The organism is Bacillus sp. FCW2 (assembly GCF_021228595.1).
GTDB classification, from domain to species: domain Bacteria; phylum Bacillota; class Bacilli; order Bacillales; family Bacillaceae; genus Bacillus; species Bacillus velezensis.
Window position 1 is genome coordinate 2,912,136 of sequence record NZ_CP089436.1, and the last position, 26,910, is coordinate 2,939,045.

23 protein-coding genes and 5 tRNA genes are annotated in these 26,910 nt (G+C 47.1%); 15 read left to right on the forward strand and 13 right to left on the reverse strand.

Features of this window, described 5'->3' with window-relative positions; translation table 11 throughout:
- Positions 1-95: 95 nt before the first annotated feature.
- On the reverse strand, positions 96-1,307 hold the full coding sequence (locus K3G25_RS14700; protein ID WP_174242833.1) for an MFS transporter: 1,212 nt from the start codon (positions 1,305-1,307) through the stop codon (positions 96-98).
- A 228-nt stretch (positions 1,308-1,535) separates the two neighbouring features.
- Between K3G25_RS14700 and K3G25_RS14705 the strand changes: the two genes are divergently transcribed.
- The 5 genes from K3G25_RS14705 (at position 1,536) to K3G25_RS14725 (ending at position 7,529) form a co-directional block, all read left to right on the forward strand.
- The gene (locus K3G25_RS14705) at positions 1,536-2,804 is read left to right on the forward strand and encodes an aspartate aminotransferase family protein (protein WP_007408029.1); all 1,269 of its coding nucleotides are present in this window, start codon (positions 1,536-1,538) and stop codon (positions 2,802-2,804) included.
- On the forward strand, positions 2,801-3,751 hold the full coding sequence (locus tag K3G25_RS14710) for an inositol monophosphatase family protein (protein WP_014416764.1): 951 nt from the start codon (positions 2,801-2,803) through the stop codon (positions 3,749-3,751). The genes K3G25_RS14705 and K3G25_RS14710 overlap by 4 nt, the downstream gene beginning before the upstream one ends.
- Positions 3,726-4,772 carry a zinc-dependent alcohol dehydrogenase gene (locus tag K3G25_RS14715; protein WP_003156784.1) on the forward strand — a complete coding sequence of 349 codons (1,047 nt, stop codon included), beginning with the start codon at positions 3,726-3,728 and terminating at the stop codon, positions 4,770-4,772. The genes K3G25_RS14710 and K3G25_RS14715 overlap by 26 nt, the downstream gene beginning before the upstream one ends.
- Before the next feature lie 231 nt (positions 4,773-5,003).
- Positions 5,004-6,437, forward strand: coding sequence for a SulP family inorganic anion transporter (locus K3G25_RS14720; protein ID WP_021495342.1), 1,434 nt, complete (start codon positions 5,004-5,006; stop codon positions 6,435-6,437).
- A gap of 150 nt (positions 6,438-6,587) precedes the next feature.
- A complete protein-coding gene (locus K3G25_RS14725; protein ID WP_088056555.1) occupies positions 6,588-7,529 on the forward strand; it encodes a bile acid:sodium symporter family protein in 942 nt (313 codons plus the stop codon).
- Here K3G25_RS14725 and K3G25_RS14730 read toward each other — a convergent pair.
- The 12 genes from K3G25_RS14730 to K3G25_RS14785 form a co-directional block, all read right to left on the reverse strand.
- Positions 7,518-8,270: an alpha/beta hydrolase gene (locus K3G25_RS14730; RefSeq protein WP_109566646.1), complete on the reverse strand. Its 753-nt coding sequence runs from the start codon at positions 8,268-8,270 to the stop codon at positions 7,518-7,520. The two genes, K3G25_RS14725 and K3G25_RS14730, sit on opposite strands and share 12 nt — an antisense overlap.
- Positions 8,267-9,277: an iron ABC transporter permease FeuC gene (gene feuC / locus K3G25_RS14735; RefSeq protein ID WP_232489749.1), complete on the reverse strand. Its 1,011-nt coding sequence runs from the start codon at positions 9,275-9,277 to the stop codon at positions 8,267-8,269. The genes K3G25_RS14730 and feuC overlap by 4 nt, the downstream gene beginning before the upstream one ends.
- Before the next feature lies 1 nt (position 9,278).
- Positions 9,279-10,286, reverse strand: coding sequence for a FecCD family ABC transporter permease (locus K3G25_RS14740; protein ID WP_007609051.1), 1,008 nt, complete (start codon positions 10,284-10,286; stop codon positions 9,279-9,281).
- 19 nt (positions 10,287-10,305) lie between these two features.
- On the reverse strand, positions 10,306-11,262 hold the full coding sequence (locus K3G25_RS14745; protein ID WP_003156778.1) for an ABC transporter substrate-binding protein: 957 nt from the start codon (positions 11,260-11,262) through the stop codon (positions 10,306-10,308).
- Between the two features lie 87 nt (positions 11,263-11,349).
- Positions 11,350-12,945 (reverse strand): bacillibactin transport transcriptional regulator Btr, encoded by a 1,596-nt coding sequence (locus K3G25_RS14750; protein WP_232489365.1) that lies wholly within the window; start codon positions 12,943-12,945, stop codon positions 11,350-11,352.
- 137 nt (positions 12,946-13,082) lie between these two features.
- Positions 13,083-14,327, reverse strand: a complete 1,245-nt coding sequence (locus tag K3G25_RS14755) for an exo-beta-N-acetylmuramidase NamZ family protein (protein WP_109566647.1) — start codon at positions 14,325-14,327, stop codon at positions 13,083-13,085.
- A gap of 15 nt (positions 14,328-14,342) precedes the next feature.
- A complete protein-coding gene (locus K3G25_RS14760) occupies positions 14,343-16,256 on the reverse strand; it encodes a glycoside hydrolase family 3 protein (protein WP_232489366.1) in 1,914 nt (637 codons plus the stop codon).
- Positions 16,257-16,302: 46 nt separating this feature from the next.
- A complete protein-coding gene (gene pbp4b, locus K3G25_RS14765; protein ID WP_014416772.1) occupies positions 16,303-17,586 on the reverse strand; it encodes a penicillin binding protein PBP4B in 1,284 nt (427 codons plus the stop codon).
- Between the two features lie 18 nt (positions 17,587-17,604).
- Positions 17,605-18,972 (reverse strand): PTS transporter subunit EIIC, encoded by a 1,368-nt coding sequence (locus K3G25_RS14770; RefSeq protein ID WP_061861786.1) that lies wholly within the window; start codon positions 18,970-18,972, stop codon positions 17,605-17,607.
- Between the two features lie 127 nt (positions 18,973-19,099).
- A complete protein-coding gene (murQ, locus tag K3G25_RS14775) occupies positions 19,100-20,029 on the reverse strand; it encodes an N-acetylmuramic acid 6-phosphate etherase (RefSeq protein WP_061861787.1) in 930 nt (309 codons plus the stop codon).
- A 99-nt stretch (positions 20,030-20,128) separates the two neighbouring features.
- The gene (locus K3G25_RS14780) at positions 20,129-20,605 is read right to left on the reverse strand and encodes a GNAT family N-acetyltransferase (RefSeq protein ID WP_232489367.1); all 477 of its coding nucleotides are present in this window, start codon (positions 20,603-20,605) and stop codon (positions 20,129-20,131) included.
- Positions 20,606-20,623: 18 nt separating this feature from the next.
- Complete coding sequence (locus K3G25_RS14785) at positions 20,624-21,076, reverse strand: 2-thiouracil desulfurase family protein (protein WP_014416775.1); 453 nt, start codon at positions 21,074-21,076, stop codon at positions 20,624-20,626.
- A gap of 180 nt (positions 21,077-21,256) precedes the next feature.
- Here K3G25_RS14785 and K3G25_RS14790 point away from each other — a divergent pair.
- The 10 genes from K3G25_RS14790 to glmM all read left to right on the forward strand — a co-directional run bounded on the left by K3G25_RS14790 (position 21,257) and on the right by glmM (position 26,881).
- A tRNA-Glu gene (locus tag K3G25_RS14790) sits at positions 21,257-21,328 on the forward strand.
- Between the two features lie 3 nt (positions 21,329-21,331).
- Positions 21,332-21,407, forward strand: a tRNA-Val gene (locus K3G25_RS14795).
- A gap of 5 nt (positions 21,408-21,412) precedes the next feature.
- Positions 21,413-21,485: transfer RNA gene (locus tag K3G25_RS14800), tRNA-Thr, on the forward strand.
- A 19-nt stretch (positions 21,486-21,504) separates the two neighbouring features.
- Positions 21,505-21,589: transfer RNA gene (locus tag K3G25_RS14805), tRNA-Tyr, on the forward strand.
- Between the two features lie 4 nt (positions 21,590-21,593).
- Positions 21,594-21,665: transfer RNA gene (locus tag K3G25_RS14810), tRNA-Gln, on the forward strand.
- A gap of 229 nt (positions 21,666-21,894) precedes the next feature.
- On the forward strand, positions 21,895-22,458 hold the full coding sequence (gene sigW, locus K3G25_RS14815; RefSeq protein WP_003156766.1) for an RNA polymerase sigma factor SigW: 564 nt from the start codon (positions 21,895-21,897) through the stop codon (positions 22,456-22,458).
- Between the two features lie 13 nt (positions 22,459-22,471).
- The gene (rsiW, locus tag K3G25_RS14820; protein WP_003156765.1) at positions 22,472-23,098 is read left to right on the forward strand and encodes an anti-sigma-W factor RsiW; all 627 of its coding nucleotides are present in this window, start codon (positions 22,472-22,474) and stop codon (positions 23,096-23,098) included.
- Positions 23,099-23,263: 165 nt separating this feature from the next.
- Positions 23,264-24,085, forward strand: a complete 822-nt coding sequence (cdaA, locus tag K3G25_RS14825) for a diadenylate cyclase CdaA (protein ID WP_003156763.1) — start codon at positions 23,264-23,266, stop codon at positions 24,083-24,085.
- Positions 24,078-25,517 (forward strand): CdaA regulatory protein CdaR, encoded by a 1,440-nt coding sequence (locus K3G25_RS14830; RefSeq protein ID WP_022552504.1) that lies wholly within the window; start codon positions 24,078-24,080, stop codon positions 25,515-25,517. Before cdaA ends, K3G25_RS14830 begins: the two co-directional genes overlap by 8 nt.
- A 17-nt stretch (positions 25,518-25,534) precedes the next feature.
- Positions 25,535-26,881, forward strand: a complete 1,347-nt coding sequence (gene glmM, locus K3G25_RS14835) for a phosphoglucosamine mutase (RefSeq protein WP_007408011.1) — start codon at positions 25,535-25,537, stop codon at positions 26,879-26,881.
- Positions 26,882-26,910: the final 29 nt, after the last annotated feature.

Sequence of the window (26,910 nt, forward strand, 5' to 3'; positions counted from 1 at the left end):
TATCTTAACCCAGTTTATGATGAACTGGGTTTTTTATATGGAAGATCACATAGATATATAAAGCTAATGCCTTTGAAAGGCATTAGCTTTTTTGTTTACATTGATTTTGCTTTGCTGTTATGATTTTGAAGATTGTTTGATTTTATTGTCTCGAGCATTCTTAAACTGAACACAATCAGCAGCATAAGGAGCATCAGTGCAGTAAACAGCCAGAATGCAGTTTGTGCGGGATATTCATCTAAGCTCCAGCCGACGGCGATCGGAAGGAGTGAACCTCCTAATCCGTTTGAAGCGAGCAGAATACTGGTAGTTGTTTCTGTCTTTCCGGGATAAAAATGATTCGTGATGATTAGGGCTATTGCAAACATGCCTGCCATGAACAGTCCTAAAAAGAAGCAAAGGGCAAAACCGAACCATACGTTTTTACTTAATGCTAATACGGTAAGTGCTGCCAGACCGCCAATGCTTATGAGACGGAGATAACGGTGATATGTCAGCTTTTCTGATACCGGGCCTGTTAATAACCTTCCGATGATCATACCCGTCCAATACACTGTAACTGTTATTGTTGCCAAAGAGTTGGGGATATCCCATTTCTCAGCGAAGATGGAGGGGATAAAATGTACAATGGAAACTTCACTGCCGCCGTAAAAGAAGAAGTAAGCACCCGCCAAGGCAATAAACAGCAATCCTTGTGACCGATAACCGGTGCTTTCTTTTTGAGTGTCAGCAGAAGAGACCTCTTTGCGGATGAGAAGCTGATCAATACTGCCGAAACTCATCTGCTTCCATGCGATTAGAAGTGCAAAACTGGATAACCCTAATACTAAAAAAGCAATTGTCCACATGTGGTTGTTGATAAGAAAGCCTGAGAGCAGAGGCATGAACAGCGCACCTAATCCGTAGGCCACTTCCATCTTGCTCATGGCCACAGCCTGTCTTTCTTTAATAGCGGTGAGGATGATCGTGCCTACGCAGGATTCCACCAGTCCGGCGCCAAGCCCTGCGATGCTGACGAGAAAAAAGAGCAGCGGCCAGGGCGGCAGGAAGGTGATGAACATTTCACAGCTGATGAGTGCCAGGCCAAAGATAACGACGTTTTTGCGCCCAAGCTTTTTCACCATGTATGGCATTCCGATGACACCGATGAGAAAGCCCATGAACTGAGAGAATACCAATACTCCGCCATTACTGTAGCTTTGTGAATAATGTGTGAGTAACTCAGGCAGTACGGCTCCCAGAATAACAAGTGTAAAAGCAATCGATCCATAAGAAAAACAGCTTATCCACAGCAGACGAGTTTTCATCATTTTATCTCCTTATTGGTAAAATAATATTTCTCTCTACTCATATGACATGATGATTTTACAAAAAATCCAAGTATTGTTACTATATCACATAACTTTTTCTCGTACATCCCTTATGGTAACGTTAACAAATTGTTAACATTTTTTACAAGAAAGATCGTTGACATTATTTTCAATAATTTATACGATAAAAAGCGAAATTCTAATAATTTCATAGGGGTGGTATTTGTGGGAACGAAGGAAATCACGAATCCAGACAGCTTGTATTACAGTGTTGACGATGTAGTAATGGAGCGCGGAGAAGGGATTTACCTGTACGATCAAGAGGGAAATGAGTACATTGATTGCGCTTCTGCCACATTTAACTTGAATTTAGGATACGGTAACAAAGAAGTGATTGATACGGTTAAAGAACAAGCCGATAAGCTGATCCATGTGACATCATCCTTTCAAACAGACGCCGTAAATAAACTGGCAGAAAAACTAGTAGAAATCGCCCCCGATAATCTCACAAAAGTACACCCTAAAGTCAGCAGCGGTTCCGGTGCAAATGAAGGAGCTATTAAAATGGCTCAGTATTACTCCGGAAAAACCGATGTCATCTCCTTATTTCGAAGCCACCTCGGACAAACGTATATGACTTCCGCTTTGTCCGGCAACTCATTCAGAAAAGAACCTTTCCCGCCGCAAATTTCTTTTGGCCTGCAAGTCCCCGATCCGTATTGCAGCCGCTGTTTTTATAATCAGAAACCTGATTCATGCGGTATGCTGTGCGTAGAAAGAATTAATGATTTTATTGAGTATGCGAGCAATGGAAAAATTGCCGCCATGATTATTGAACCGATATCCGGAAACGGTGGAAACGTCGTTCCGCCTAAAGAGTATTTTAAACAGCTGAGAAAGCTTTGTGATGAACATGATATCGCCCTGATTTTTGATGAAATTCAGACCGGGTTCGGACGGACGGGTAAAATGTTTGCCGCGGACCACTTCGATGTGAAACCTAATATGATGACGGTAGCAAAAGGGCTCGGGGGCACAGGCTTCCAAGTCGCCGCCACTCTGACGGAGGACAAGTATACCGGGCTTCCGGGGTATACGCACTCCTTCACGTACGGCTCAAATGTGATGGCCGCCGCTGCCGCGTGTAAAACCATAGATATTATGCAGCGCCCGGGATTTTTGGAAAATGTAACGACAGTCGGTCATTATATTATGGATCGCTTAGAAACGATGAAAGAGGATTTCGCTTTTATTTCTGAGGTAAGAGGCGTCGGTCTTATGATCGGTGTGGAGATTGTTAAAGAGAACAATGAACCGGATGTGGAGCTGACCAATTATATTGCTAAACGGGCAATGGATTACGGGCTGATTCTCCGGACATCCCGTTACGGATTCGGAAATGTATTTAAAATCCGTCCGCCTTTAACCATTACACTTAGTGAAGCCGAAGTGCTCTGCTACAGACTTCGCAAGCTATTGGAGGAAATCAAGTGAGAGACTATATCATTGGGCTTGGACAATTTGTTTATCAAAAGGTGAAAAATCAAAAAGGCACGCTGAAAAACCGGCTCGTAAACGGCTATTCTCCGGGAGGCGACGCCCAATTTAACATAGACGCCGCTGCTGAGGAGGCGGTGCTGGATTATATTCAAGAAAAGGGCCATCCGGTTGCTTTTTACACGGAGGATGGCGGACTGAAGCTGATTGGAGAAGATCCGCAATATATTTTAATTGTAGATCCGATAGACGGAACGCGCCCGGCCGCCGCGGGGCTTGAAATGTCGTGTATTTCGATTGCGCTTGCTTCGTATAAGCCAAACGCAAAGATTAAGGATATCGAATTTGCTTTTTTACTTGAATTGAAATCAGGCGCTTATATGTACGGTGATATATACAGCGATGCGATTCATTTTGAAGGGTATCATGGAGAATTGCCGAATTTGAGCGGAGTGCGGGATATTAAAAATATGTTTTGGAGCCTTGAATTTAACGGGCATCCGGCGCAGCTGATGACGGACGCATACGGCCATCTGATTGACCAGTCGGCCAATAATGGCGGGGTTTTTGTTTTCAACAGCGCTTCTTATTCGATTTCGCGAATTATCACGGGGCAGATGGATGCTTATGTGGATATCGGCAATCGTCTGCTGAAAGATGATCCGAAGCTGCTTTCAGATTTTCAGCAGGTCGGGAACGGGCAGGTGCTGCATTTGTTTCCTTATGATATTGCCGCAAGCGTCTTTTTGGCGAAGAAGGCGGGAGTGGTCATTACGGATGCATACGGCCGGTCTTTGGACGAAACGCTTCTGACAGATTTAAGTTATCAGAATCAGCAATCATGTATTGCGGCATCAACGAAGGAGCTTCATCAAACATTGTTAGACCAAATCCGCTGGGGCAGAAAGGAAGAGAAATATGAAGGCGTTGGTCTGGACTCCTAATGATAAGCTTGAATATCAAGAGGTGGACGAGCCTCAAATTCGGAAATCCAATGATGTGAAAGTGAAAATTTTCGGAACCGGTATCTGCGGAACGGACTTAAATGTGCTGAAAGGAAAAATGAATGCAACCCATCATATGATTATGGGGCATGAATCGGTGGGAGCGGTCGTGGAAATCGGACCGGACGTGACAAATGTAAAAGTCGGAGACCGCGTCGTGATAGATCCTACGCAGTTTTGCGGGAAATGTCATTATTGCCGGAGAGGGCTGACGTGTTATTGCGAAACCTTCGAGGATTGGCAGCTCGGAATCGGGGCGCACGGAACGTTTGCGGAATATTACGTGGGGGAAGACAGGTTCATGTACAGAATTCCGGATTCAATGGAATGGGAGCGGGCCACATTGGTTGAGCCTCTCTCTTGTGTGCTGAATGTTGTGGACAAGGCTTCGATTCAGCCGGAGGACTCGGTCTTGGTTTTGGGGTCGGGACCAATCGGATTGCTTGTGCAAATGATGGTGAAAAAACTGGCGCGATTGACGGTTGCGACTGAAATAGGCAGTTTCCGAAGCGAGGCGGCGAGCCGGATATCGGATTATGTCTACCACCCTGAAGCATTAACCGTGGATGAAGTGAAACGGATTAATCAAGGAAGAAAATTTGATGTGATTTTTGACGCGATCGGCAACCAGCTTGATTGGGCTTATCCTTTTATTGAAAAGGGAGGCAGAATCGTGCCGATGGGCTTTGATGATACGTATGAGATGACGGTCAGGCCGTACCAGCTGCTGTCAAACGGCGTGACGATTGTGGGCACAGGTGAAGCCCGCCAGATCATGGAGGCCGCGTTAGCATGCGCGTCCGACCTTCCGCAGCTCTATGATTTTATTACGGAAAAGACGGAACTGAAGAATTATGAAGAAGCCATTGATCATCTCATGGGCATCGACCCGGTGACAAAAGAAAGAAAGGATATCAGCGCAATAAAAACGATTCTTGTGTCTGATCCGGAACTTTTATAAAAGCGGAAACGGCTCCAGTGAGAGTCGTTTTCTTTTCTTATTTATACGGTCTTGCACATTTCTTTAAAGTTTAATATGATACTCTTTGTTAACAATTCCTTTCCTCAATGACATTATACTCTGAGCGTGTCCTCTTTTTCCCCGTAAGCCTGCCTCATATTCCCCAGATGAAAATCAATGTTTCCAACTGATAGGGTGCGGATATTTACAGTGAAAAGGAGTCGTTATCATTTGAAAGATTATACGTTACAGCAGCAATGGTTCGGGAATGTCCGTAAAGACATTCTGGCCGGTATTCTGGTTGCTCTCGCTCTGATCCCTGAGGCGATCGGATTTTCAATTATTGCAGGTGTCGATCCGATGGTCGGCCTTTATGCATCATTTTGTATCGCGATTATTATTTCTATCTTCGGCGGCAGACCGGGAATGATTTCAGCCGCTACGGGTTCAATGGCGGTTGTCATGGTGACATTGGTGGCTGATTACGGGCTGCAGTATTTGTTTGCGGCAACCATTTTGACAGGTATTATTCAATTTATTCTTGGTGTCAGTAAGATAGCGAAATTGATGAAATTTATTCCGCGTTCGGTCATGATCGGATTTGTGAATGCTTTGGCGATCTTGATTTTTTCTGCGCAGCTGCCGCAGTTCAAAGGAGCTTCATGGGTCATGTACGCCATGCTTGCCGGATCACTGGCTATCATATATCTATTGCCGAAGGTTACGACGGCTGTGCCGTCTCCGCTGGTGGCGATTATTGTCATGACGATCATTGCGGTGGTCTTCCATGCGGATGTCCGCACGGTCGGTGATATGGGCGGGATTACAAGTTCACTTCCGCATTTCTTGATACCGGATGTTCCGTGGACGTTTGAGACATTGCGGATTATTTTCCCGTATTCACTGGCGCTTGCATTCGTCGGATTGCTCGAGTCATTGCTGACAGCCCAGATCATTGATGAAATGACGGATACGGTTAGTGATAAGAACAAAGAAAGCCGCGGACAAGGCATCGCCAATATTGTGAACGGATTTTTCGGAGGCATGGCCGGATGCGCCATGATCGGCCAGTCTGTCATTAATACGAAAGCCGGCGGACGCGGCCGGTTATCGGCTTTTACGGCCGGCGCGTTTTTAATGTTTTTAATTGCCGTATTAAGCGGTATCGTCATGAAAATTCCGATGGCTGCGCTGGTGGCCGTGATGGTTATGGTGTCCATCGGCACGTTCGACTGGTCATCGATTAAAGGTTTACGGAAAGCGCCCCTTACTGATTCGATCGTTATGGTTATTACCGTCGTGACGGTCGTCCTGACAAATGATTTATCAAAGGGTGTCTTCGCGGGTGTGCTGCTAAGCGCGATCTTTTTTACGGCTAAAATTTCTAAGCTGAAGATTGTGTCACATTCCGAACAGAAAGATGTCAGAACATATAAGGTAACGGGACAAATCTTTTTTGCTTCCGTGTCTGAACTGATGAATGCCATCGTTTATGATGAAGACGTGAAACGAATTGTCATTGATTTGACCGATGCCCACGTGTGGGATGATTCGGGAGCGGCGGCTCTTGAGAAAATTGTCGCCAAATGTAAAGAATACGGAATTGAGGCTGAATTAAAGGGATTAAATCAGAAAAGCCGAGATTTAATGAAACAAATGGCATAGAATTTGTGAAGTCCGGATGAATATATCCGGGCTTTTTTTCGGTTAAATTTGTGGGTTTGCATTGTTATAATGAATGAGATTTGAAAACCGTATATAGGAGACTTGCATATGATGTGGCTACAGAAGTTGAACCAAGTGTTGGGGAGAATCATGCCGCTTTTGACTCCGTCAAGTGTGGCGGCGGGTGTGCTGTTATCTCAGCATATCAGCTGGATGGCCGGCGCTGTGCCGTGGATATTTGCATTTATTACATTTACGGGCAGTCTGAGTGCCAATTTTCAATCGCTGAAGCGCAGTATCGAGAAGCCGCTCCCGATGATCATGGCATTGTTTGTTCTGCATATTTTCATGCCTGTTTTTGCATGGGGAAGCGGCCATCTGATTTTCAGCGGTGACCCTTTAACTGTGACGGGGCTGATTATGGGTGTGGTGATTCCGACCGGAATTACGAGTTTGATTTGGGCTGCGATGTATAAGGGAAATGTCGGATTGACGCTGTCTATTATCCTGGTTGATACCGTGCTTTCTCCTTTTATCGTACCGTTAAGCCTGTCTGTCCTGGCCGGGGCGAATGTTCAGATGGATGTGTGGGGAATGATGAAAGGGCTGGCGGAGATGGTGGTGATTCCGTCCATCGCAGGGATGATGGTCAACCAGTTTTCCCCGCCGGTAAGGACTCAGGCGATAAGCCGGTCGCTGTCTCCTTTTTCAAAAATCTGTCTGATGATTGTCATTGCCATTAACAGTTCGGAAATCGCGCCGTATGTCACGCACGTGGATATCAAATTTGCGGGCATCGCAGGCATGGTATTTTTTATTGCCATGACGGGTTATGCCGTGGCTTGGCTGATCGGAAGACTGATGAAGCGGAGCCAGGATGAAATCGTGTCTCTGATTTATACAGGGGGCATGCGCAATATCAGCGCCGGAGCCGTTCTCGCCGTGTCTTTCTTTCCGTCTCAAGTGGCGGTTCCGGTCGTCATCGGGATGCTCTTTCAGCAAATCCTTGCCGCTTTGTTCGGCTATTTGCTGAGACGCTTTGAACTTAAGCCGGTCGTGATGAAGTATGAAAAAAACCGCTCAGCTACGTGAGCGGTTTTTTCCGTACAGCCAGCTTAGTGCTGCATTGAATTGTCGTTTGAATGCTTCTTGATGGTGCACGGCGCCTTCTTCAACAGTGAAAGAGAGCTGAGATTGAGAAAAGCCTTTTTGCCTCAGGCTTTCATGCACGTCTTTATTTTGTCGGATCATGGTGTTTTGGATGTTGTTTTTATGCTCAGCTTCGCGGCTGCCTACAGACATATAGATACGCCGCCGTGCCGGACGCAAAGATGCGGAGCGGACATAATCTGCTGATTTTTCATACCAGAAGGAACCGGAAATACAGCCGATTCTGCCGAATATTACAGGCTTTTGTAGCATCGCGTATATCGAAAACAGTCCGCCTAATGACGCGCCGATCAGTCCTCTTGTTTCCGGATGTGCAGAAATGTGATGCATATCTTCTACAGTTGGAATGATGGCATCTGTCAGCTCCTCGAGAAAGAGCCTCCCTTTGCCGCCGAAATCATGAAATGCAGGGCTCAGGGAAGGCGCGGGCCACGGTGTGTACTCATCGAGCCTGTCAGCCGGTTTGATGCCGGCAAAAATCAATTCGGGAAGTGTTCCGTTCGCAAATTGGGATTCAAGCTTATCCATCTGTTCTAAAAACAAAGAACCCCCGTCCAGTACGTACACACAGGGTAAAGCCCCTGTTTGAACCGAATAGGAGGGAGGAAGATACACAGTGCATTCCTTTCCGTTTATCCGGTGTGCTGTAAGTGTGCCCCTCATGCATCCAGCCCCTTCTTTTGCTTAAACAGAAGAAAAAAGAAATAAGGAACGCCGAGAATCGCAAGAATAATTCCCGCCGGCACTTCTGAAGGCTGAAAGAATAATTTGCCCGCAAAGTCGGCGGATATGACGAGGAGCATACCGACCAATCCGCTGACCGGTAATGAGTATCTGTGCTCAATCCCGGCGAGCCTGCGGGAAATATGGGGCGCGATCAGCCCGACAAATGCCATGCTGCCCGCTGCGGTTACACATGCGCTGATCAAAGCGATGCAGGCAATGAGTAAAATCGTTTTTTCTTTATTGGTTGAAACACCGAGACTTTTCACCGTGTCCTCATCGAAACGAATGGTATCCAGCAATGACGTTTTCGCCATAAGAAGAGGAATGAACAAGATCAGCCACGGAAGGATCGCCGTAATGGTCATCCAGTTTGCCGACCAGATGCTGCCGTTTTTCCAAACTATCGCCATCTCATAATCCTGCGGGTCCATTTTTAATGAAAGAAATAAAGACAGCGCGCTGAATCCTGAATTCATGGCGATCCCGACGAGAATAATTCTGCCCGATTCCAGATGCCCCCGGTGCCAGGCGAAAATATAGATCAGCACGGCCGCCATCAATCCTCCGATGAGGCCGAAGACAGGCATACCCATCGCAGAGGCAAGTGCCGTCGCTTCAGATTGTCCCTGAAACAGAAGCATAAACGCGACGATTCCCGCTCCGGCCCCTGCATTAATGCCCAGAATACCGGGATCGGCAAGCCCGTTTTTGGTAATGGCCTGAATAACGGCTCCGGCTATCCCCAACCCGAGCCCGATGGCAGCCGCCATGACAATGCGCGGCAGCCTCAGCTGAAACAGCAAAATGTCATATTGCGGATTCGGATGGATGCGGAAAAGCGTACTGAGCAGTTCACCCGGCTTTGCGGAAAAAGAACCGCTTGTCATGCTGAAATAGCTTACGAGCAATATGAGAGCAATCAGAATGATATAAATTCCGGCCATTTTACGCACCACGCTGATCCCCTCCTTTTCTTTTAATCAAATAAAGAAAGAAAGGAACACCGATGATAGAAGTGACAACTTCAATAGGCGTCTCAAACGGATAATTGATGAATCGGCTGGCAAGGTCGCAAAGGGTCAGGAAGACGCCGCCGATGATGCACGCGCATGGGATCAGCCTGCTGTAGTCCGATCCGACGAGAAAACGTGTGATGTGCGGAACGACCAAACCGACAAAGGCAATTTTTCCGGCGAGTGCCACCGAGCTTCCGGTCAATATGACAACGGCCGCCATCGCCATGAGTTTGATGGTTCTTTTCTGCTGTCCCAGACTTTTTGAAATGTCGTCTCCTAATGATACGGCAGTGACCTTTTTGCTGAGAATCATGGCCGTGATGATTCCGATCGCAAAAAACGGGACGGCCAGTTTCAAAAAATCAGGGTTCATTTGATGCAGTCTCGCACTGTACCAAAAACTGAGATCCTGCGAAATTTGAAAATAAATCGAAAGCGCAGCCGACAGACTGCTGAGAAGCATACTGGTCACCGTTCCGATAATGGCAAGCTGCACCGGGGTAAAACCGCCGGGAAGAATGGAGGCCAGCCCGAAAACAAGAGCGGCGCCGAATGCGGAACCGATAAACGAGTATATGATCATTTCAATGGATGTCGATTGAGGGAGCAATACCATGCAAAGGGTGATGATAAAAGCGGAGCCGTCCGACACACCCATGATCGAAGGCGAGGCCAGATAGTTCCGTGTGATTCCCTGCATGAGCGCTCCGGAAACAGCAAGGGCGGCGCCGATAAACATAGCGCCGGCAGCCCTCGGGATTCTTGAATGCCATATGATCTGATGGTCGGTATTCTCCGGATTAAAGTGCAGCAATGCGGAGAACACGGTATGGAAGTCAAGCTGCTTTGCGCCGTATAAAACGGAAAGCAGCAGTGACAGAACAATGGCAATCGGTGAAGCAATGATAATAATGTGTGTCCGCCGTTTTGCATACATGTGAAAAACCTACTCTTTATTAGTCTTGAGTCAATTTGTCAGCCGCAACCTGTAAGAAGCTGATTTTACTCCATGCGGTTCCGCCTTGGGCTAATGGATCAATCGTATTGACGTATACATGGTCTTTTTTGACTGCCTTCAGGCTCTTCCAGATCGGATTTTTCTCTAAGTCTTTCAAAGCGTCCGGCTTATCTGCGTTTTCGTCATCAGAGAATTGTACGAAGATATGGTCAGGGTTCATTTCGCTTAATTTTTCAAGAGAAATCAGTTCCTGCGCTTTCGCCGCTTTGACTTCGTCCGGCGCCTTCAGGCCTAAATCACCGTAAAGTGTGGAGTTGAAATATACTTGTTCAGGATAAATATAAATATTGCCTTGTCTGATTCTGATGACCAGCGCGTTTGACTGTTTCGCTTTGCTGTTGATCTTTGTTTTTGTCTTTTTCAGGTCCTGTTCGTAATCTGCGATGATTTTTTTCGCTTTTTTCTCTTTATCTGTAAGCTGGGCGAGCAGCATCATGTTTTCTTTCCAGTTTGATGAGATATGAGAGACAGGGATCGTTTCAGCGGTGCCGCTCAATTTTTTCAACGTTTTTTCCGGGAATTTGGTTGATGCCAGAATGACGTCCGGCTGCAGCTCAAGAATTTTTTCCATGTTCGGCTGCATTTTTTCTCCCGTTGATACGGATTTATCTGTAATATCTTTAAACAGTTCCGGGAATTTGCCGGAGAAAGAAATTGCTCCTGCCGGATGAACGTCAAGCAATTTGGCGTCTTCCATTGATTCTACGCTGCCTGTAATGGCGATTTTGTCAGTCGGCGCTTTTACTTCATATGTTTTTCCTAGATATTCGATTTTCTTTTTATCTGAAGAAGCGTCCTTTCCTTTACTTGCTGTATCGGATGTTTCTGAGCTTCCGCAAGCCGCGGCCGTGAAAGCCAAAAGCAAAATCATGAAAGCGAATGCCAATTTCTTCATCTATTGTTCCTCCTGTTCAATTGATAACTATTATCAATTGGAATTATAGAGAATGAATTGGGATAAGACCATGGATAATTTCCGGCATTACCATGGACGATCTTCGGATAAAATGGAAATGCTTTGCTCGATCATCCGCTGATGTCCGCTTGGAGAATATTCAATCCACGGGTCAGATGAAATGGGAAACACGCGTTTATTGCTGACGGCTCTAAGGTTCTGCCATATCCCGGTCTGCTGAATCCGCTGAAAATAACGAAGCGTTTCCGGTTCTTTACAAGTGAAAAGCATGATGCAGTCAGCTTGGCAATCCGCCAGCATTTCCAAGGAAATCTTTTCGTCAGGAGCAAAAGCTTCCGGTTTTGCGGAGGCAAAGCCTAAATCACCGAAGAAGACATCCTCAATACTGTTGTTATGGGCGATGTACATATTTTCTTTATATACACGGACAAATAAGAACCGCTGATGCCGCACGTGTTTAAGAGCATCTTTCGCTGAATGGGCGAGACTTTGATAAGCTTTAAGCCAGTGCCGCGCTTCCTGCTCTTCATTCAAATATGCGGCTGTGCGAAGAAACTGGTCTCTCCAATTCTCTTGAGCCGGAAGGTAAAAAACGTCAGTGATGTCATTCAGGCGCTGTTTTTCTTCTTCACTGACAGAATCAAGACTGAAAATGATGTCCGGAGCAGCTTGGGACAGCGTGTGCAGGTTCTCTTCCCAATTTGCATTATAACGGTAAGCACTCAGGTGAACCGGAATATCGGAAGAGAATTGTTTGTAATAATAGGCCGTCCATTTCGGGTGCAGCGCCGCAGCGTAAGGCACGTGATGCAGAGGAATCAGATGCCCCATCGTTTCTTTTCCGTACGCGGCCATTTTTATGCGCCTTTTTTTCATATAGCTTGTAGGTGAGCTGCCGGTATGTTTTTTAAAGATGCGGCTGAAATAAAATTCGTCCTGGTAGCCGATTTGATGAGCGATTTCCCGCAGTTTGCAGTTTGCCTTGGCCATCATTTTTTTCGCATTGGTTATGCGGATGTCTGTGATATATTCAGTTACGCTCTGCCCGTATAGTTTTTTAAAGGTTTCACTGTAATGCTTGGGACTGATTCCCGCCATATGAGCGAGCTGGGTGAGCGTGATTTTTGTGTCGGACTGAGCATGTATGAATTGTTTTGTCTGTTCGATCGCCGCTTTCGTATTATTTTGATGGCATACTTTTGCGGCATAAAGGTCGTACATCAGCTGCTGAAAGTCGGCTGTATATTTCATTTTCTGCAATGCATCCGCCGATCGCACGTTTTCAGAAAGTGACTGAAGCCGGCTTGTCAAATGATCAACCGTTTGTATATTCATTTGCTGAAGTCCGTGGAAGATGTCTTCCCCGTTATCCGGAAGCATCGCTTCATCATCTGATGAATAGGAGAAAACACGGAGTCTGACGATATACAAATGGATGCCGCCTGACGATATAGGGGCAATATTGAATGTCTCATCACAAGGACAGATGTAGAGCGTTTCCTTCTGCAGCGGAAAGCTGTCTGTTCCGATATCAATTTGTCCCTCGCCTTTCACATGAAAGATCAATACGGGAGAATCAGTGAGCTGATGCTCTGACAGAAGGTCGGCTGTTTTTTTTACGGAGATGATATCAATGGGCTGAAAGAATAATGTGTTTTTCATGAGAAACCACCTTTTAGGAAACATTCATTTAAATGATAACTGTTATCAATGAAATTGTACCAAATAAATGAATGTTTTCCTATAAAAAGCGGAAATGTGAAATGCGTCAAAATGTTACACGTGTAACACGAATTTTGTCAGTATATGAGGTATTGTTTTCTTAGAGTTTTGAATTGGTCCAGCCGGCGTTGATATGTGCCGGTGATGTCTTCAATGGAAGCGCCTTTTTCTATTTTTTTGCGTACCCAGCCGTTACCGATCAGCTTGTCAAAAGAGCCTGTCGGCAAGAATGAAAAGTCATTCGGATATAAGTCATGCATGGTTTTCAGAATGGAAAGCCCTGTTTTTGCCGCTTCAAATGTGTTTCTGTTTGTTACGTAGACTTGTACGCCGTGGCACAGCTTGCCCTGGTGCTTGGAGAAGCTGGGGATAAATGATGCGGCTCTGAAGGTGACGCCCGGAAGCTTGAGACTGTTCAGGCGTTCTTCGAGCTCGGTGCTTTTCATATAAGGCGCGCCGATCAGTTCAAACGGCTTTGTCGTGCCCCTTCCTTCGGATACGTTTGTGCCTTCGATTAGTCCTGTCGCCGAATATGCGAATATGCTGTCCGGGGTCGGGATATTAGGCGAAGGGAGGACGAACGGCAGGCCGGTATCTTCAATCGTCATCGTCCGCTTCCAGCGCTTCATTTTTACGACGGTGAGGTCGGCGCCAATATGAAACTCTTTATTGAATAAAAGAGCAAGTTCACCGATCGTCATGCAGTGCTTCAGCGGGATCGGATACAGTCCGACAAATGATGCGTAATCCGGTTCAAGAACCGGACCGTCCGGATTTCGTCCGCCTTGCGGATTCGGCCGGTCCAAGACATAAAAAGGAATGCCTTTTTCTTTGGCCGCTTCCATGGCATAGGCCATTGTATAAATGTAGGTGTAGTATCGTGTTCCGACATCCTGAATATCGAAAATCAGCACATCTGTATCTTTCAGCATGTCAGGCGTCGGTTTCCTCGTTTCCCCATACAGGCTATAGACGGGAAGCCCTGTTTTTTCGTCTATATAGGATGTGACTTTGTCTCCGGCCTGAGCATCGCCGCGGACACCGTGCTCCGGACCGAATAATGCCGTCAATTGGATGTCTGGTGCCTCATACAGCACGTCAACGCTGCTTTTCAATGAATTGTTCACACCGGTCGGGTTGGTGATCAGCCCGACCCTTTTTCCCTTCAGTTCCTGTTTATAATCTTTCAGCAGGCGGTCGATGCCTGTTTGGATGCTTGGTTTCTTGGCGGTATGAAGGTTTCTGTCAGAAGCCGCCGAGACTGCCGTCATGGCACTGATGACGACTAATCCGGCAAGAAGCGCAGCCGTTTGTTTTTTCATGATCAGTCCTCCTGTTTAAAGCGGTTTTCCGGTCTTCAGATTGATACCGAAACCATAAGGATAGAGTGTCGTTCCCGGATGAGTGACGGAAGGAATGTCAGCGGGCAGCCTGCCTTGCGGTTTTGTCTGTCCGAATATCGCTTCAACGCCTGCCGGAATGTTTGGCTGGAGAAATTGTCCGTCTGTATATCCTTTAAAGCCGTAGACTGCGATAAGGGCTTCAGCTTCTTCAAAGTTCGCAGCGTCATATGGATTACGCAGGCTCATCAGCACAAAGGGTTTTTGGTTTGATTGTGCGGCTTTCATGACGGCCCGCGGAAATGCAGTCGTCCACTTGCCGGGATCTGTGACGGAATCATCAATGACGCCGTCGTTTACGACAGGGTCATTTTTCACGACATAGGAGCCTGTAATCACGTAATCCGCGTCGGATACCAGCTTTTTGTGCTCATCATGAAAAGTGCGCTCGGCGAAGTTCATTTTACTGATGGTTACCGGCCGGATTTTTTTCTTCTTGATGAGCTGCCGAATGGTTTGTTCCATTGATGCTGTTTGATCTTCATAAGGAGCGGCAATGAGAACGCGGCTGTTCTTTCTCGGTTTGAATGGGAGCGTACGGTTTTTGTTTTGTAAGACGGTGACGGACCTTGCCGCGATTTGTTTTTCAGCTTTCAGGTGATTTTTGCTGCCGACGGTTTTCTTTGCTTTTGCAATCTTCTTTTTCAGATTTGTCTCTTTCGGTGCGGGATATATCCCTCTTTTTATTTTCAGGGAAATGATGCGTTTCACCGATTTGTTAATTTGCTGAAGAGGAATTTCCCCTTTTTGTACCGCCTTTTTTAAAGCGGAATGAACCCGGGCAAAGCGGTTTTCCGTTTGCAGCGATGTCACTTGGGCCGGCATCAGGGCAATATCGACTCCTGCTTTTACTGCCATGACGACCGCCTCTTCCTGGCCGAAATGATCGGCAATGGCTTTCATATTTAATGCATCCGTAACGATGACGCCGTTAAATCCCATTTCCTCACGGAGAAGATGAGTCATCACTTTTTTCGAGAGTGTGGCGGGTACGAGGATGTCTGAACCGTCCAGCTTGCTTTTATAGGTTGTATCGTCAAAAGCGGGAAATTGCACATGGGCTGTCATGATCATATCAGCTCCGGCCTGAATGGCCTTCCGGAACGGATAAAGTTCAATTTGACGCAGCCTTTCTTGATTGTGGGTGACAAGCGGAAGGCCGTAGTGGCTGTCGACATCCGTGTCGCCGTGTCCCGGGAAATGTTTGACGGCGGCAGCGACATCCTGCTTTTGCTGAGCCTTCATTGAGGCAAGACCGAGTGAAGCTGTCAGATCTCGGTCTGAACTGAACGACCTGACGCCGATGACAGGGTTTCCGGGATTATTATTGATATCGAGAACGGGCGCGAAATTCGTATTAATGCCCAGTGCTTTCAGTTCTTTGCCGATAATGGCGCCGGTTTGGGACGCGTAGGCTGTTTTTCTAGCGGCTCCGAGCGCCATATTGCCTGGGAAATGAGTGCCCTCACCAAGTCTAGTTACGATGCCGCCCTCCTGATCAATGCTTAATAATAGCGGAATGTCAGGGCTCGCCTTTTGAAAGGCATCTGTCAGGCGTACCGTTTGCTCAGTTTTTTTTACATTTTCTGCAAATAAGATAACGCCGCCGAACCGGTACTTTTGAATAAGCCCTGCGACTTCGTCATTCATTTGGGTAAGAGCCTCAGGTGATGAATGCCCCTTTTTTTGCCAATTGCGAAAATCAGGCATGAGCATCTGCCCTAATTTTTCATCTAATGTCATACGGGATACCGCTTGTTCCGCCTGTGACGGAATGTCCGGTTTTGTCGATGCATGATGCGTGCCGAAAACAATGAACAACAGTAATACAGCTGAAATGACAAGTTTCATGATGGTGCCCTCCTGCCGTCATAGTTTGGACAAAAGACATGGGTTGTCATTCAATGGCTTCATAAATCGTTTTTATGACGCTGCCGTAGCTTCCGGTCGGGAAATGATCCCCTTCAAAAACATTCGGGTTTTCACCGGGGCTGACGACGGGGGAATGCTTTTTATTGGTCAAAAGTGCGATCCCCAGCTTATAAGCGGGATCAATAATCGTGACGGTGCCGGTCCATCCCGTATGGCCGTATGCCTGCCTGCTTGCATAAGGGCCGAACATCCACTCCATATCCGGGCTGCCGTTTTTCCGCCAGCCGAGAGCAAAAGTCGGATCAGAGGATGCCGCCGTTGTGAACAAATCGGCCGTTCTTTTATTGAAGAGAGAAACGTGTTTATAACTGCCGCCGTTCAGCATGACTTGAAGAAGGACGGCCATATCATCAGCTCTGGAAAACAGCCCGGCGTGACCGGACACCCCTCCCATGGAGTAAAATGCTTTTTCATCGTGAACTTCCCCCTGCAGCGTATACGTCCTGATGTGAGGGAAATGGATGACTCCGTCACGTGTGTTGCCTAAACGTTCAGTAGCTGCGAATGCTTTTTCTTTAAAGCCTTTTTGCAGCGGGTTGAACAGTGTGTGCGTCAGTTTCAGCGGTTTGTACAGTTCTTGTTCCGCATAGGCATCAAGGGTTTTTCCGGTTATGTTTTCAATGATGCAGCCGAGAAGCATGTAACCGATATCGCTGTATACGTGTTTTGTTCCCGGTTTGTATTCAAGCGGGATTTGGGTGAGAAAACGGATCGTTTTATCCCGTTCTTGTGAATACAAAGGGCCTGCGGTGTCCGGCTGATAGAAATAAAAGCTTGCCGGCAGACCGGATTGGTGCTGGAGCACATCGATGACGCGAATGCGGTCTTTTTCTTGAATCGGATCGCTTTTTCTGTCTTTGAAATCAGGAAGGTAAGCCGAGACTTTTTGATACACATCAAGCTTTCCCTGGCTGACGAGTCGCTGTAATGCAAAATTGGCCGCGTACATTTTTGTATTGGAAGCTAGATCAAACATGGTTGATGTTTTCATTTTTTTCGGACGGGATAAAAGGGTGTTCCCGTCATATTTTTTGCTGTAGCCGTATGCTTTCTTTTTGATCACCCGTCCGTCCTTTACGACGACGAGGACGGCTCCGGGGAATCCAGCTGCGATGTCTTTTTCAATCATTTGATCAACCTTTCTGAGCTTTGCTGCGTCGTATAATTTGGATTGGGCTTCGGCTTTGTGCTGCGGCAGAAAAGAGAGGCTGATGACCATTGTGAGTATGGCGGCTGTCAGTGTTTTCATATTCTGATCCCTCCCGGTTTATTCAAATTCAGCAGCCATGTCATCCTTAAATCCAAACGCATAAGTGAAGACAAAGCCCGCCGCGTAAGAGATGAAGAGACCGATGATATACAAAACGATTTGAGCCGGCTGTACGAGAAAGGAGAGCGGAAGGCCGGAGACACCGATTGAAAAAGTAGCCACCTGAAAATGGGCTTGAAAGGCGCCGCCGATTCCCGCCCCTAAACACGCCGTCAAAAACGGCCGGCCGAGCGGGAGCGTGACGCCGAAGATGAGCGGCTCTCCGATTCCGAGCAGACCGGATGGAAGTCCGCCGCCGATCGCTCTTTTCAATGAGGCTTTTTTTGTTTTCATAAAGATGGCGAAGGCTGCCCCTACTTGACCCGCGCCTCCCATCGCGAGAATCGGAAGAAGCGGGTCATCTCCGATTGATCGGATTAATTCCAAATGTACGGGAGTCAAGCCTTGATGCAGGCCGGTGACGACAAGCGGCAGGAAGGCGGCTCCCAGTACAAACCCTGAGAGCACTCCCCCGACATTCAGCAGTGACAATAAACCTGATGTAATCAGATCAGAAATAAAACCGCCTGCAGGGATAAACACGACATATGTCACCAGCCCGGTGATAAGTAAAGACAATGTAGGCGTGACGATAATGTCGATGGATTGATGGACGTACTTTCTGATAAACCGTTCGGTATAAGCGATAAAAACCGCAGCGAAAAGAACGCCGATTAATCCTCCCCTGCCCGGGAGCAGATTCTCTCCGAACAAACTGATATTGGCGATCTCAGGGTTAAGGATCAATATGCCCGCAAGGCCGCCCATCGCGGGTGTCCCGCCGAATTCCTTCGCCGCATTGATGCCGACAAGGACGCCGAGGTAAGCGAATAAGCCTGAACCGATAACCGTTAAAATAAGTGCGATTTGGGATTCTTTCGGGAGCCAGCCGGCCTGAATGACGGCTTTCGTAATACCGGTGATTAAACCTGATGCAATGAGTGCGGGAATAAGGGGAATGAAGATGCTTGATATTTTTCTCAGAAACAGTGTGATGGGTGTGGTGTTTTTTCTGTTGAGATCGGCTTTTTTCCGTGAGGCGGCTTCTTTTAAATCAATGTTTTTTCCGGATGACATAAGATTTGCGAAAGCGTCGGCGACATGATTGACGACACCCGTGCCGAGAATGATCTGCAGTGTTTCGGCTTCGACGACGCCTATTACCCCGTCAAGCTGTTTCAGCGCTTCAATATCCGTTTTGTCCTGATCTAAAGGTGTAATCCTCAGGCGTGTCATACAGTGGGTAAAGCCTGAAATATTCGATGAACCGCCGCAATTGTCCAGGATATCTTTGGCCAGTGACTGATAAAATGCCTCTTTGCTCATGGAGATCCTCCTTTGTCCGTGCGATTTTTCCCGGGGAGCTGTGCATGAAACGCGTTCTAAAAGCCCCTGCGCCGATTATGAAAACGGCGCGGGCTCGTAAAAACACATTATTTCCACCAAAGAACGATCAGCGTTCTTTTTCTTTTGAAACGTGCTGTTCAATGGCTTTGTCAATGAAGCCGTCTGATTCTTTGAGCAGTGCCTTCGCGTGTGTTTCGTCCGAATTCGTCTTCAGCATGACGATTGCCGTTTTGACATGGCTGCCTGCGGCCTCAAGCGTTTCTTTTGCCTTGTCGTACGGAACGCCCGTGATGCTTTGGATAATGCCGATTGCGCGTTCTTTCAATTTTTCGTTGCTGACATGAACGTCCACCATTAAATTTTCGTACACTTTGCCGCTTTTAATCATCACGGCCGTGGAAATCATGTTCAGAATCATTTTATGTGCCGTCGCCGCTTTCATTCGTGTTGACCCTGTAATCACTTCGGGGCCGACGACGACTTCAATGCTGTGATCGGCATAAGTGCTGATCAATGAGTGTTTATTGCATGTGAGCGCGACGGTTTTGGCGCCGATTGTTTTTGCGTATTTCAGCGCACCGGCCGCATACGGCGTGCGCCCGCTTGCCGCGATGGCGATCACGGTGTCTTCTGAGGTAAGCCCGATCGTTTTGAGATCGAGAGCGCCGGTTTCCTCGCTGTCTTCTATACCTTCAGCCGCTTGCAAAAAGGCGTCTGCCCCTCCGGCCATCAGACCGATGACGGTGTCGGGACTTACGCTGTATGTAGGCGGGCATTCAACCGCATCCAGTACACCGAGTCTGCCGCTTGTGCCCGCTCCCGCATAAATCAGCCTGCCGTTTCGCCGTAAGGACTGATGGGCGAATTGAACGGCAATCTGAATATCGGGCAGCACCTGCTGAACGGCTTCAGCCACTTTGAAATCCTCTTCGTTAATGATGCGGAGAATTTCCATCGTGTCTGCTTGATGGATTGAAGCGGTCTGCGGATTTCTGGTTTCTGTGGTCAATCTGTGAATGTTAAGCCGGTCTGTCATGATTGTACCCTCCCAAGTCGTTAATACTTGAAGTATATGGGCTTCTGAATAGATGTTTCAAGAAAAATCGGCAGGGATGAGATGGATAATCAAGCGCTTTCACAAAAAATGATGCAGAATGTGCTGTTCACCGATCGGGCCGATCCTGCGCCGCCCTTTATCAATAAAACCGGAAGACCTGTACAGGTTCTTTGCACGATGATTGCGATGGTTTACTGCAAGCACGATTTCATCACACCAAGGAAAGTAATTTGCGACAAAAGCGGGGAGCTGCAGCATCGCTTGTTTGGCATAACCTTTTCCCTGATGCGGCGCATGTAAGGACAGCGCACTCAGCAAAATGGCAGACACATTGTTCGAATACGGGGCAATGGTTTCTTTTGAGGTATGTAAAATAAAAAAACCGACGGGGTGGTCTTCTTTTAAAATGACTGTCGGGTAGCGATCCCGGATGACAAGAGCCTGCGGCAGGACATCTATCGGCAGAGCTGTGAACTTTTTATCTTCTTCACTCAGCACAAACCCGTTAAGCCCGTCTGCATGCTCCGGTTTATAAAAGGACAGGGCTACATCCATGATATCTACTCTCCTTTTTTATAATTGATCCAATTCATCTTCTGATAGAACACGGCAGCCTGCCCGTTTTAAAAGAGCGGAAGTGATGCCGTCTCCGAGTATTTTTTTTCCTGAGAAAGTGCCGTCATAGATAAAGCTGCTGCCGCAGGACGGACTGTTTTCTTTAAGGATGACCGTGGCGGCGCCTATTTCTTTTGCGTATGCTAATGTTTTTTCCGCGCCGTCCATATATAAAGCCGTAACGTCTTCGCCTGATGCCGTTACGATTTTTGCCGTTCCGTTCAGCACGTCTTCGCCCGTGCCGCCGATGATTTCCGCCGGTTCGCGGGGAGTGGTGAAGCCGCCCAAAAGTTCGGGGCAGACCATAACAGCTTTCTTTTCTTCTACGAGTCTGCGGATTTTTTCCGAAGCGGCGTGAGAGCCGTTATACCTGCATTCGATACCGCCGAGACAAGAGCTGACTAAGATCATCTGTGTCCATTCCCTTCAATATTTTGATACTTTCATCATAAATGAAATAAGAGAGGAGGGATGAGTTTTTCAGTTAAAAAACGGGTAAAAAAGTTTGAAAATAAAAAAAATAATTTTTCTCTTTACAAATGGGGTACAACCTGTATATAATAACTTTTGTCAGCTCGACGCGGACACAACGGCCCGTTGGTCAAGCGGTTAAGACACCGCCCTTTCACGGCGGTAACACGGGTTCGAATCCCGTACGGGTCATATGGAGGATTAGCTCAGCTGGGAGAGCATCTGCCTTACAAGCAGAGGGTCGGCGGTTCGAGCCCGTCATCCTCCACCATATTTGCCGGCCTAGCTCAATTGGTAGAGCAACTGACTTGTAATCAGTAGGTTGGGGGTTCAAGTCCTCTGGCCGGCACTGTTTTTTAAAAAAATACGGAGGGGTAGCGAAGTGGCTAAACGCGGCGGACTGTAAATCCGCTCCCTCAGGGTTCGGCAGTTCGAATCTGCCCCCCTCCACCATTTTTGGGCTATAGCCAAGCGGTAAGGCAACGGACTTTGACTCCGTCATGCGTTGGTTCGAATCCAGCTAGCCCAGTATCAGACACCTTTTGCATAAAGGTGTCTTTTTTTATCAGCATTTTGTTTCGATTTCTGATTGTTCATCAGATATACTATTTTTAAGCTGCTGTTAAGGCAGTATATTCTGTATTTTCCATCTACACCCTGCCTGAAATTTGGTAAAATAAATGTAATAAAAAAATGAAACCTTTTAAAACAATCAACGTATAGATACAGACCGGTGAAGGGCAGAGGTAAGATAAAACATGGAAAACCTGATTAAAAAAAGAATCAAGCAAGTCAAAAAAGGCGATCAAAATGCGTTTGCAGAAATCGTTGACCTTTATAAAGATAAGATTTACCAGCTTTGCTACCGCATGCTCGGCAATGTTCACGAAGCGGAAGATATTGCGCAGGAAGCTTTTATCAGAGCGTATGTCAATATCGACAGTTTCGATATCAACAGAAAGTTTTCAACGTGGCTTTACAGAATTGCGACCAACCTGACCATTGACCGCATCCGCAAGAAAAAGCCTGATTACTATCTGGACGCAGAAGTAGCGGGAGCAGAAGGGCTGACGATGTATTCGCAGATCGCCGCGGACGGGGTTCTCCCTGAAGACGCCGTATTGTCATTGGAGCTGTCGGACACAATTCAGAAAAAGATTTTAAAGCTGCCTGACAAGTACAGAACGGTAATTGTATTAAAGTATATTGACGAACTCTCTTTAATTGAAATCGGGGAGATTCTGAATATCCCTGTCGGCACCGTCAAGACAAGGATACACAGAGGCAGAGAGGCTCTTAGAAAACAATTAAGGGATCTTTAAGTGGGGTGATGAAATGAGCTGTCCTGAACAGATCGTGCAGCTTATGCATAAGCATCTTGATGGAGATATCCTTCCTGAAGATGAAAACGTATTAAAACAACATTTGCAGTCATGCGGGAATTGCAAACGGCATTTTCATGAAATGGAGAAATCCGTAGCACTCGTCCGAAGCACATCGCATGTCACGGCCCCTGCTGATTTTACTGCCAAAGTTATGGCGAATCTTCCAAAAGAGAAAAAACGCGCTTCTGTAAAACGATGGATCAAAACTCATCCGATGATTGCAGCCGCAGCGGTTTTTGTGATTTTAATGGGCGGCGGTTTTTTCAACAGCTGGCATAATGACCACAATTTCAGTGTGTCCAAACAGCCGAACCTTGTCGTGCAGAATCACACGGTCACCGTCCCTGAAGGCGAGACCGTAAAAGGCGATGTCACAGTAAAAAACGGCAAGCTGTTCATTGAAGGAAAAGTCGACGGCAATGTGACCGTCGTCAACGGAGAAAAATACATGGCCTCAGCCGGACAAGTCACCGGGCAGATTGAAGAGATTAACCAATTGTTTGACTGGGTCTGGTACGAACTGAAATCGGCGGGCCAGGGCGTCGTGAGCGCTTTGGACCCGAATGAAGATGAGTAAAGCGTATAATCGCTTTACTCTTTTTTTGTGCATCGCCGCGCTGGCTCATTTCACTTGAGAAATCAAAATGTGGTATAATGAGCACGCTATATGATGTACATATTGCTCATGCAGCACAATTCATAACAGAAAAACGAAATGACTGAATTCTTGGAGGACGAGGAAATGGCTTTTGAGGACATCCCATTTTTGCAATACCTCGGCAATGCCGTTGATATTCTCCTTGTTTGGTATGTGATATATAAATTAATCATGGTCATACGCGGGACGAAGGCGGTTCAGCTTTTAAAAGGAATCGTCGTCATCGTATTGGTCCGGATGGCCAGTTCATATTTGGGACTCAGCACGCTTCAGTGGCTGATGGACCAAGCGATAACATGGGGATTTTTAGCGATCATCATTATATTCCAGCCTGAGCTGAGACGGGCGCTTGAACAGCTCGGACGGGGCCGGTTCTTTTCCAGGAGCGGAACCCCCGTGGAGGAAGCGCAGCATAAGACAATTGAAGCGATTACAAAATCGATCAGCTACATGGCGAAACGCCGCATCGGCGCACTCATCGCGATTGAGCGCGATACGGGAATGGGCGATTATATTGAGACGGGCATCCCGCTTAATGCGCAGGTCAGCTCGGAGCTTTTGATTAATATCTTCATCCCGAATACACCGCTGCATGATGGAGCGGTCATTATGAAAAATAACGAGATTGCGGCGGCTGCCTGTTATCTGCCGCTTTCTGAAAGCCCGTTTATTTCAAAGGAGCTGGGGACGCGTCACAGAGCGGCTGTCGGCATCAGTGAAGTGACGGACAGCTTAACCATTATTGTATCTGAAGAGACGGGCGCCATCAGTGTGGCCAAAAACGGAGACCTTCACAGAGAATTGACGGAAGAAGCACTGAAAGAAATGCTTGAAGCCGAGTTTAAGAAGAACGCCAGAGATACTTCTTCTAACCGCTGGTACTGGAGGGGCAAGAAAAATGGATAAATTCTTAAACAACCGCTGGGCTGTAAAGATCATTGCATTGCTCTTTGCGCTGCTGCTTTACGTTGCGGTTAACAACAACCAGGCGCCGACTCCGAAAAAGCCGGGGGAATCCTTTTTTCCGACATCAACGACTGACGAGGCTACGCTTACTGATATTCCTGTAAAAGCATACTATGATGAAGCGAACTATGTCGTCACCGGCGTGCCTCAGACCGTAAATGTCACGATTAAAGGCTCGACAAGCGCGGTGAAAAAGGCGAGACAGACGAAGAATTTTGAGATATACGCCGATATGAATAAGCTGAAGACCGGGACTCATAAGGTCGAATTGAAAGCGAAAAACGTATCGGACGGACTGACGATCTCCATTAACCCGTCAGTCACGACGGTTACGATTCAGGAAAAAACGGCTGAGAGTTTTCCCGTGGAAGTTGAATACTACAATAAAAGCAAAATGAAAAAGGGATACACCCCTCAGCAGCCGATTATCAGCCCGAAAAACGTGCAGATTACAGGTTCGAAAAATGTGATTGATAACATTTCACTTGTCAAAGCATCCGTGAACCTTGAAAATGCAAATGAGACCATTGAAAAGGAAGTGAAGGTGACCGTCTATGACAAAGACGGCAACGCACTTCCTGTTGATGTTGAACCGTCAGTCATTAAAGTGACGGTTCCCGTAGCCAGTCCGAGCAAAAAGCTTCCTTTCAAAATCGAAAGGAAGGGAAGTCTTCCGGACGGGGTGAGCGTTGCGAGTATTGACTCGAATCCGAGTGAGGTGACGGTTTACGGCCCGCAGGATGTGCTGGATTCACTGGAATTTATTGACGGCGTATCTCTTGATTTAGGCAAAATTGATAAAGATACCGATATCAATGCCGATATCCCGCTTCCTAAGGGTGTCACTAAGGTATCACCGGAAAAAATCACGCTTCATGTTAAAGTGGACAGTGAAGACAAAAAGGATTTTGACAATGTCGGAATCAAGACGGTCGGACTGGGAGGCTCACAGCAGATTGAGTTTCTCGATCCTGAATCGCAGGCGATAAATATTACGGCCAAAGGCTCTCCCGCCAACATTAAGGCGCTGAAAAAGTCGGACATTGAACTGTATGCCAATGTCTCGGACTTGGAGGACGGAGAGCACTCTGTAAAGCTTGAAGTAAACGGCCCGCAAAACGTCACATGGTCCCTGTCAAAAGACACGGTTAAGATCAAGCTGACTTCTAAGAAAAACACAAGTTCAAATAAAAATAACGGCGGTTCCGCTGATTCCGGCAATAAGAACGGCACAAGCGGAGATGCAGACAAAGACAAGAACAAGAACCGGGAAGACGACACTGACAGCGATCAGAATAAAAGTCAAAACCAGGATCAAAATCAAGACCAGGATGAAGACGGATCAAGCGCTGATTCTTCTTCAACAGAATGAAAAAGGAGCGATACAAAATGGGCAAGTATTTTGGAACAGATGGTGTAAGAGGTGTTGCCAACAGCGAGCTTACGCCAGAGCTGGCCTTTAAAGTTGGGCGTTTTGGCGGTTATGTCCTGACCAAAGATAAGCAGCGCCCGAAAGTGCTGATCGGCCGTGATACACGTATCTCCGGACATATGCTGGAGGGAGCCCTTGTCGCCGGACTTTTATCGATCGGAGCTGAAGTGATGCGCCTCGGCGTTATTTCTACGCCGGGGGTATCCTATTTAACGAAAGCCATGGATGCTGAGGCGGGCGTCATGATCTCCGCTTCTCACAACCCCGTACAGGATAACGGGATTAAATTTTTCGGAGGGGACGGCTTTAAGCTTTCTGATGAGCAGGAGGCCGAGATTGAACGTCTTATGGATGAACCGGAAGATAAGCTGCCGAGACCGACAGGCGCGGACCTCGGGCTTGTGAACGATTATTTTGAAGGCGTTCAAAAGTATCTGCAATTTTTAAAGCAGACGGCGGACGAAGATTTCACAGGCATTCATGTAGCGCTTGACTGCGCCCATGGTGCGACATCTTCCATTGCGACGCACCTTTTTGCCGATCTCGATGCTGACGTATCTACAATGGGGACGTCTCCGAACGGATTAAACATTAATGATGGCGTCGGTTCTACACACCCGGAAGCGCTGAGTGCTTTCGTCAAAGAAAAAAACGCCGATATAGGCCTTGCGTTTGACGGAGACGGCGACCGCCTCATTGCCGTCGATGAAAAAGGAAACATCGTCGACGGTGATCAGATTATGTACATATGCGCGAAGTATTTGAAATCAGAAGGCCGTCTGAAGGATGATACCGTCGTATCAACCGTGATGAGCAACCTCGGTTTCTACAAAGCGCTTGAAAAAGAAGAAATCAAAAGCGTTCAAACGGCAGTCGGCGACCGCTATGTCGTAGAAGCGATGAAAAAAGACGGCTATAATGTCGGCGGCGAGCAGTCGGGGCACCTTATTTTCCTTGATTACAACACTACCGGCGACGGTCTTTTGTCTGCGATCATGCTTGTGAATACGCTGAAGGCGTCCGGCAAAACCCTTTCAGAACTTGCCGATGAAATGAAAAAATTCCCGCAGCTTTTAGTGAACGTGAAAGTGACGGATAAATATAAGGTAGAAGAAAACGCTAAGGTGAAGGCCGTTATTTCTGAAGTGGAAAAAGAAATGAACGGAGACGGCCGGATTTTAGTGCGCCCGTCAGGCACCGAACCGCTCGTCCGCGTGATGGCCGAAGCGAGAACAAAAGAGCTTTGTGACGAATATGTCACAAAAATCGTGGATGTCGTGCGGACAGAAATGGGAGCGGAGTAGCGAAGTTTATAAGCAGAGAGCGAACAAGA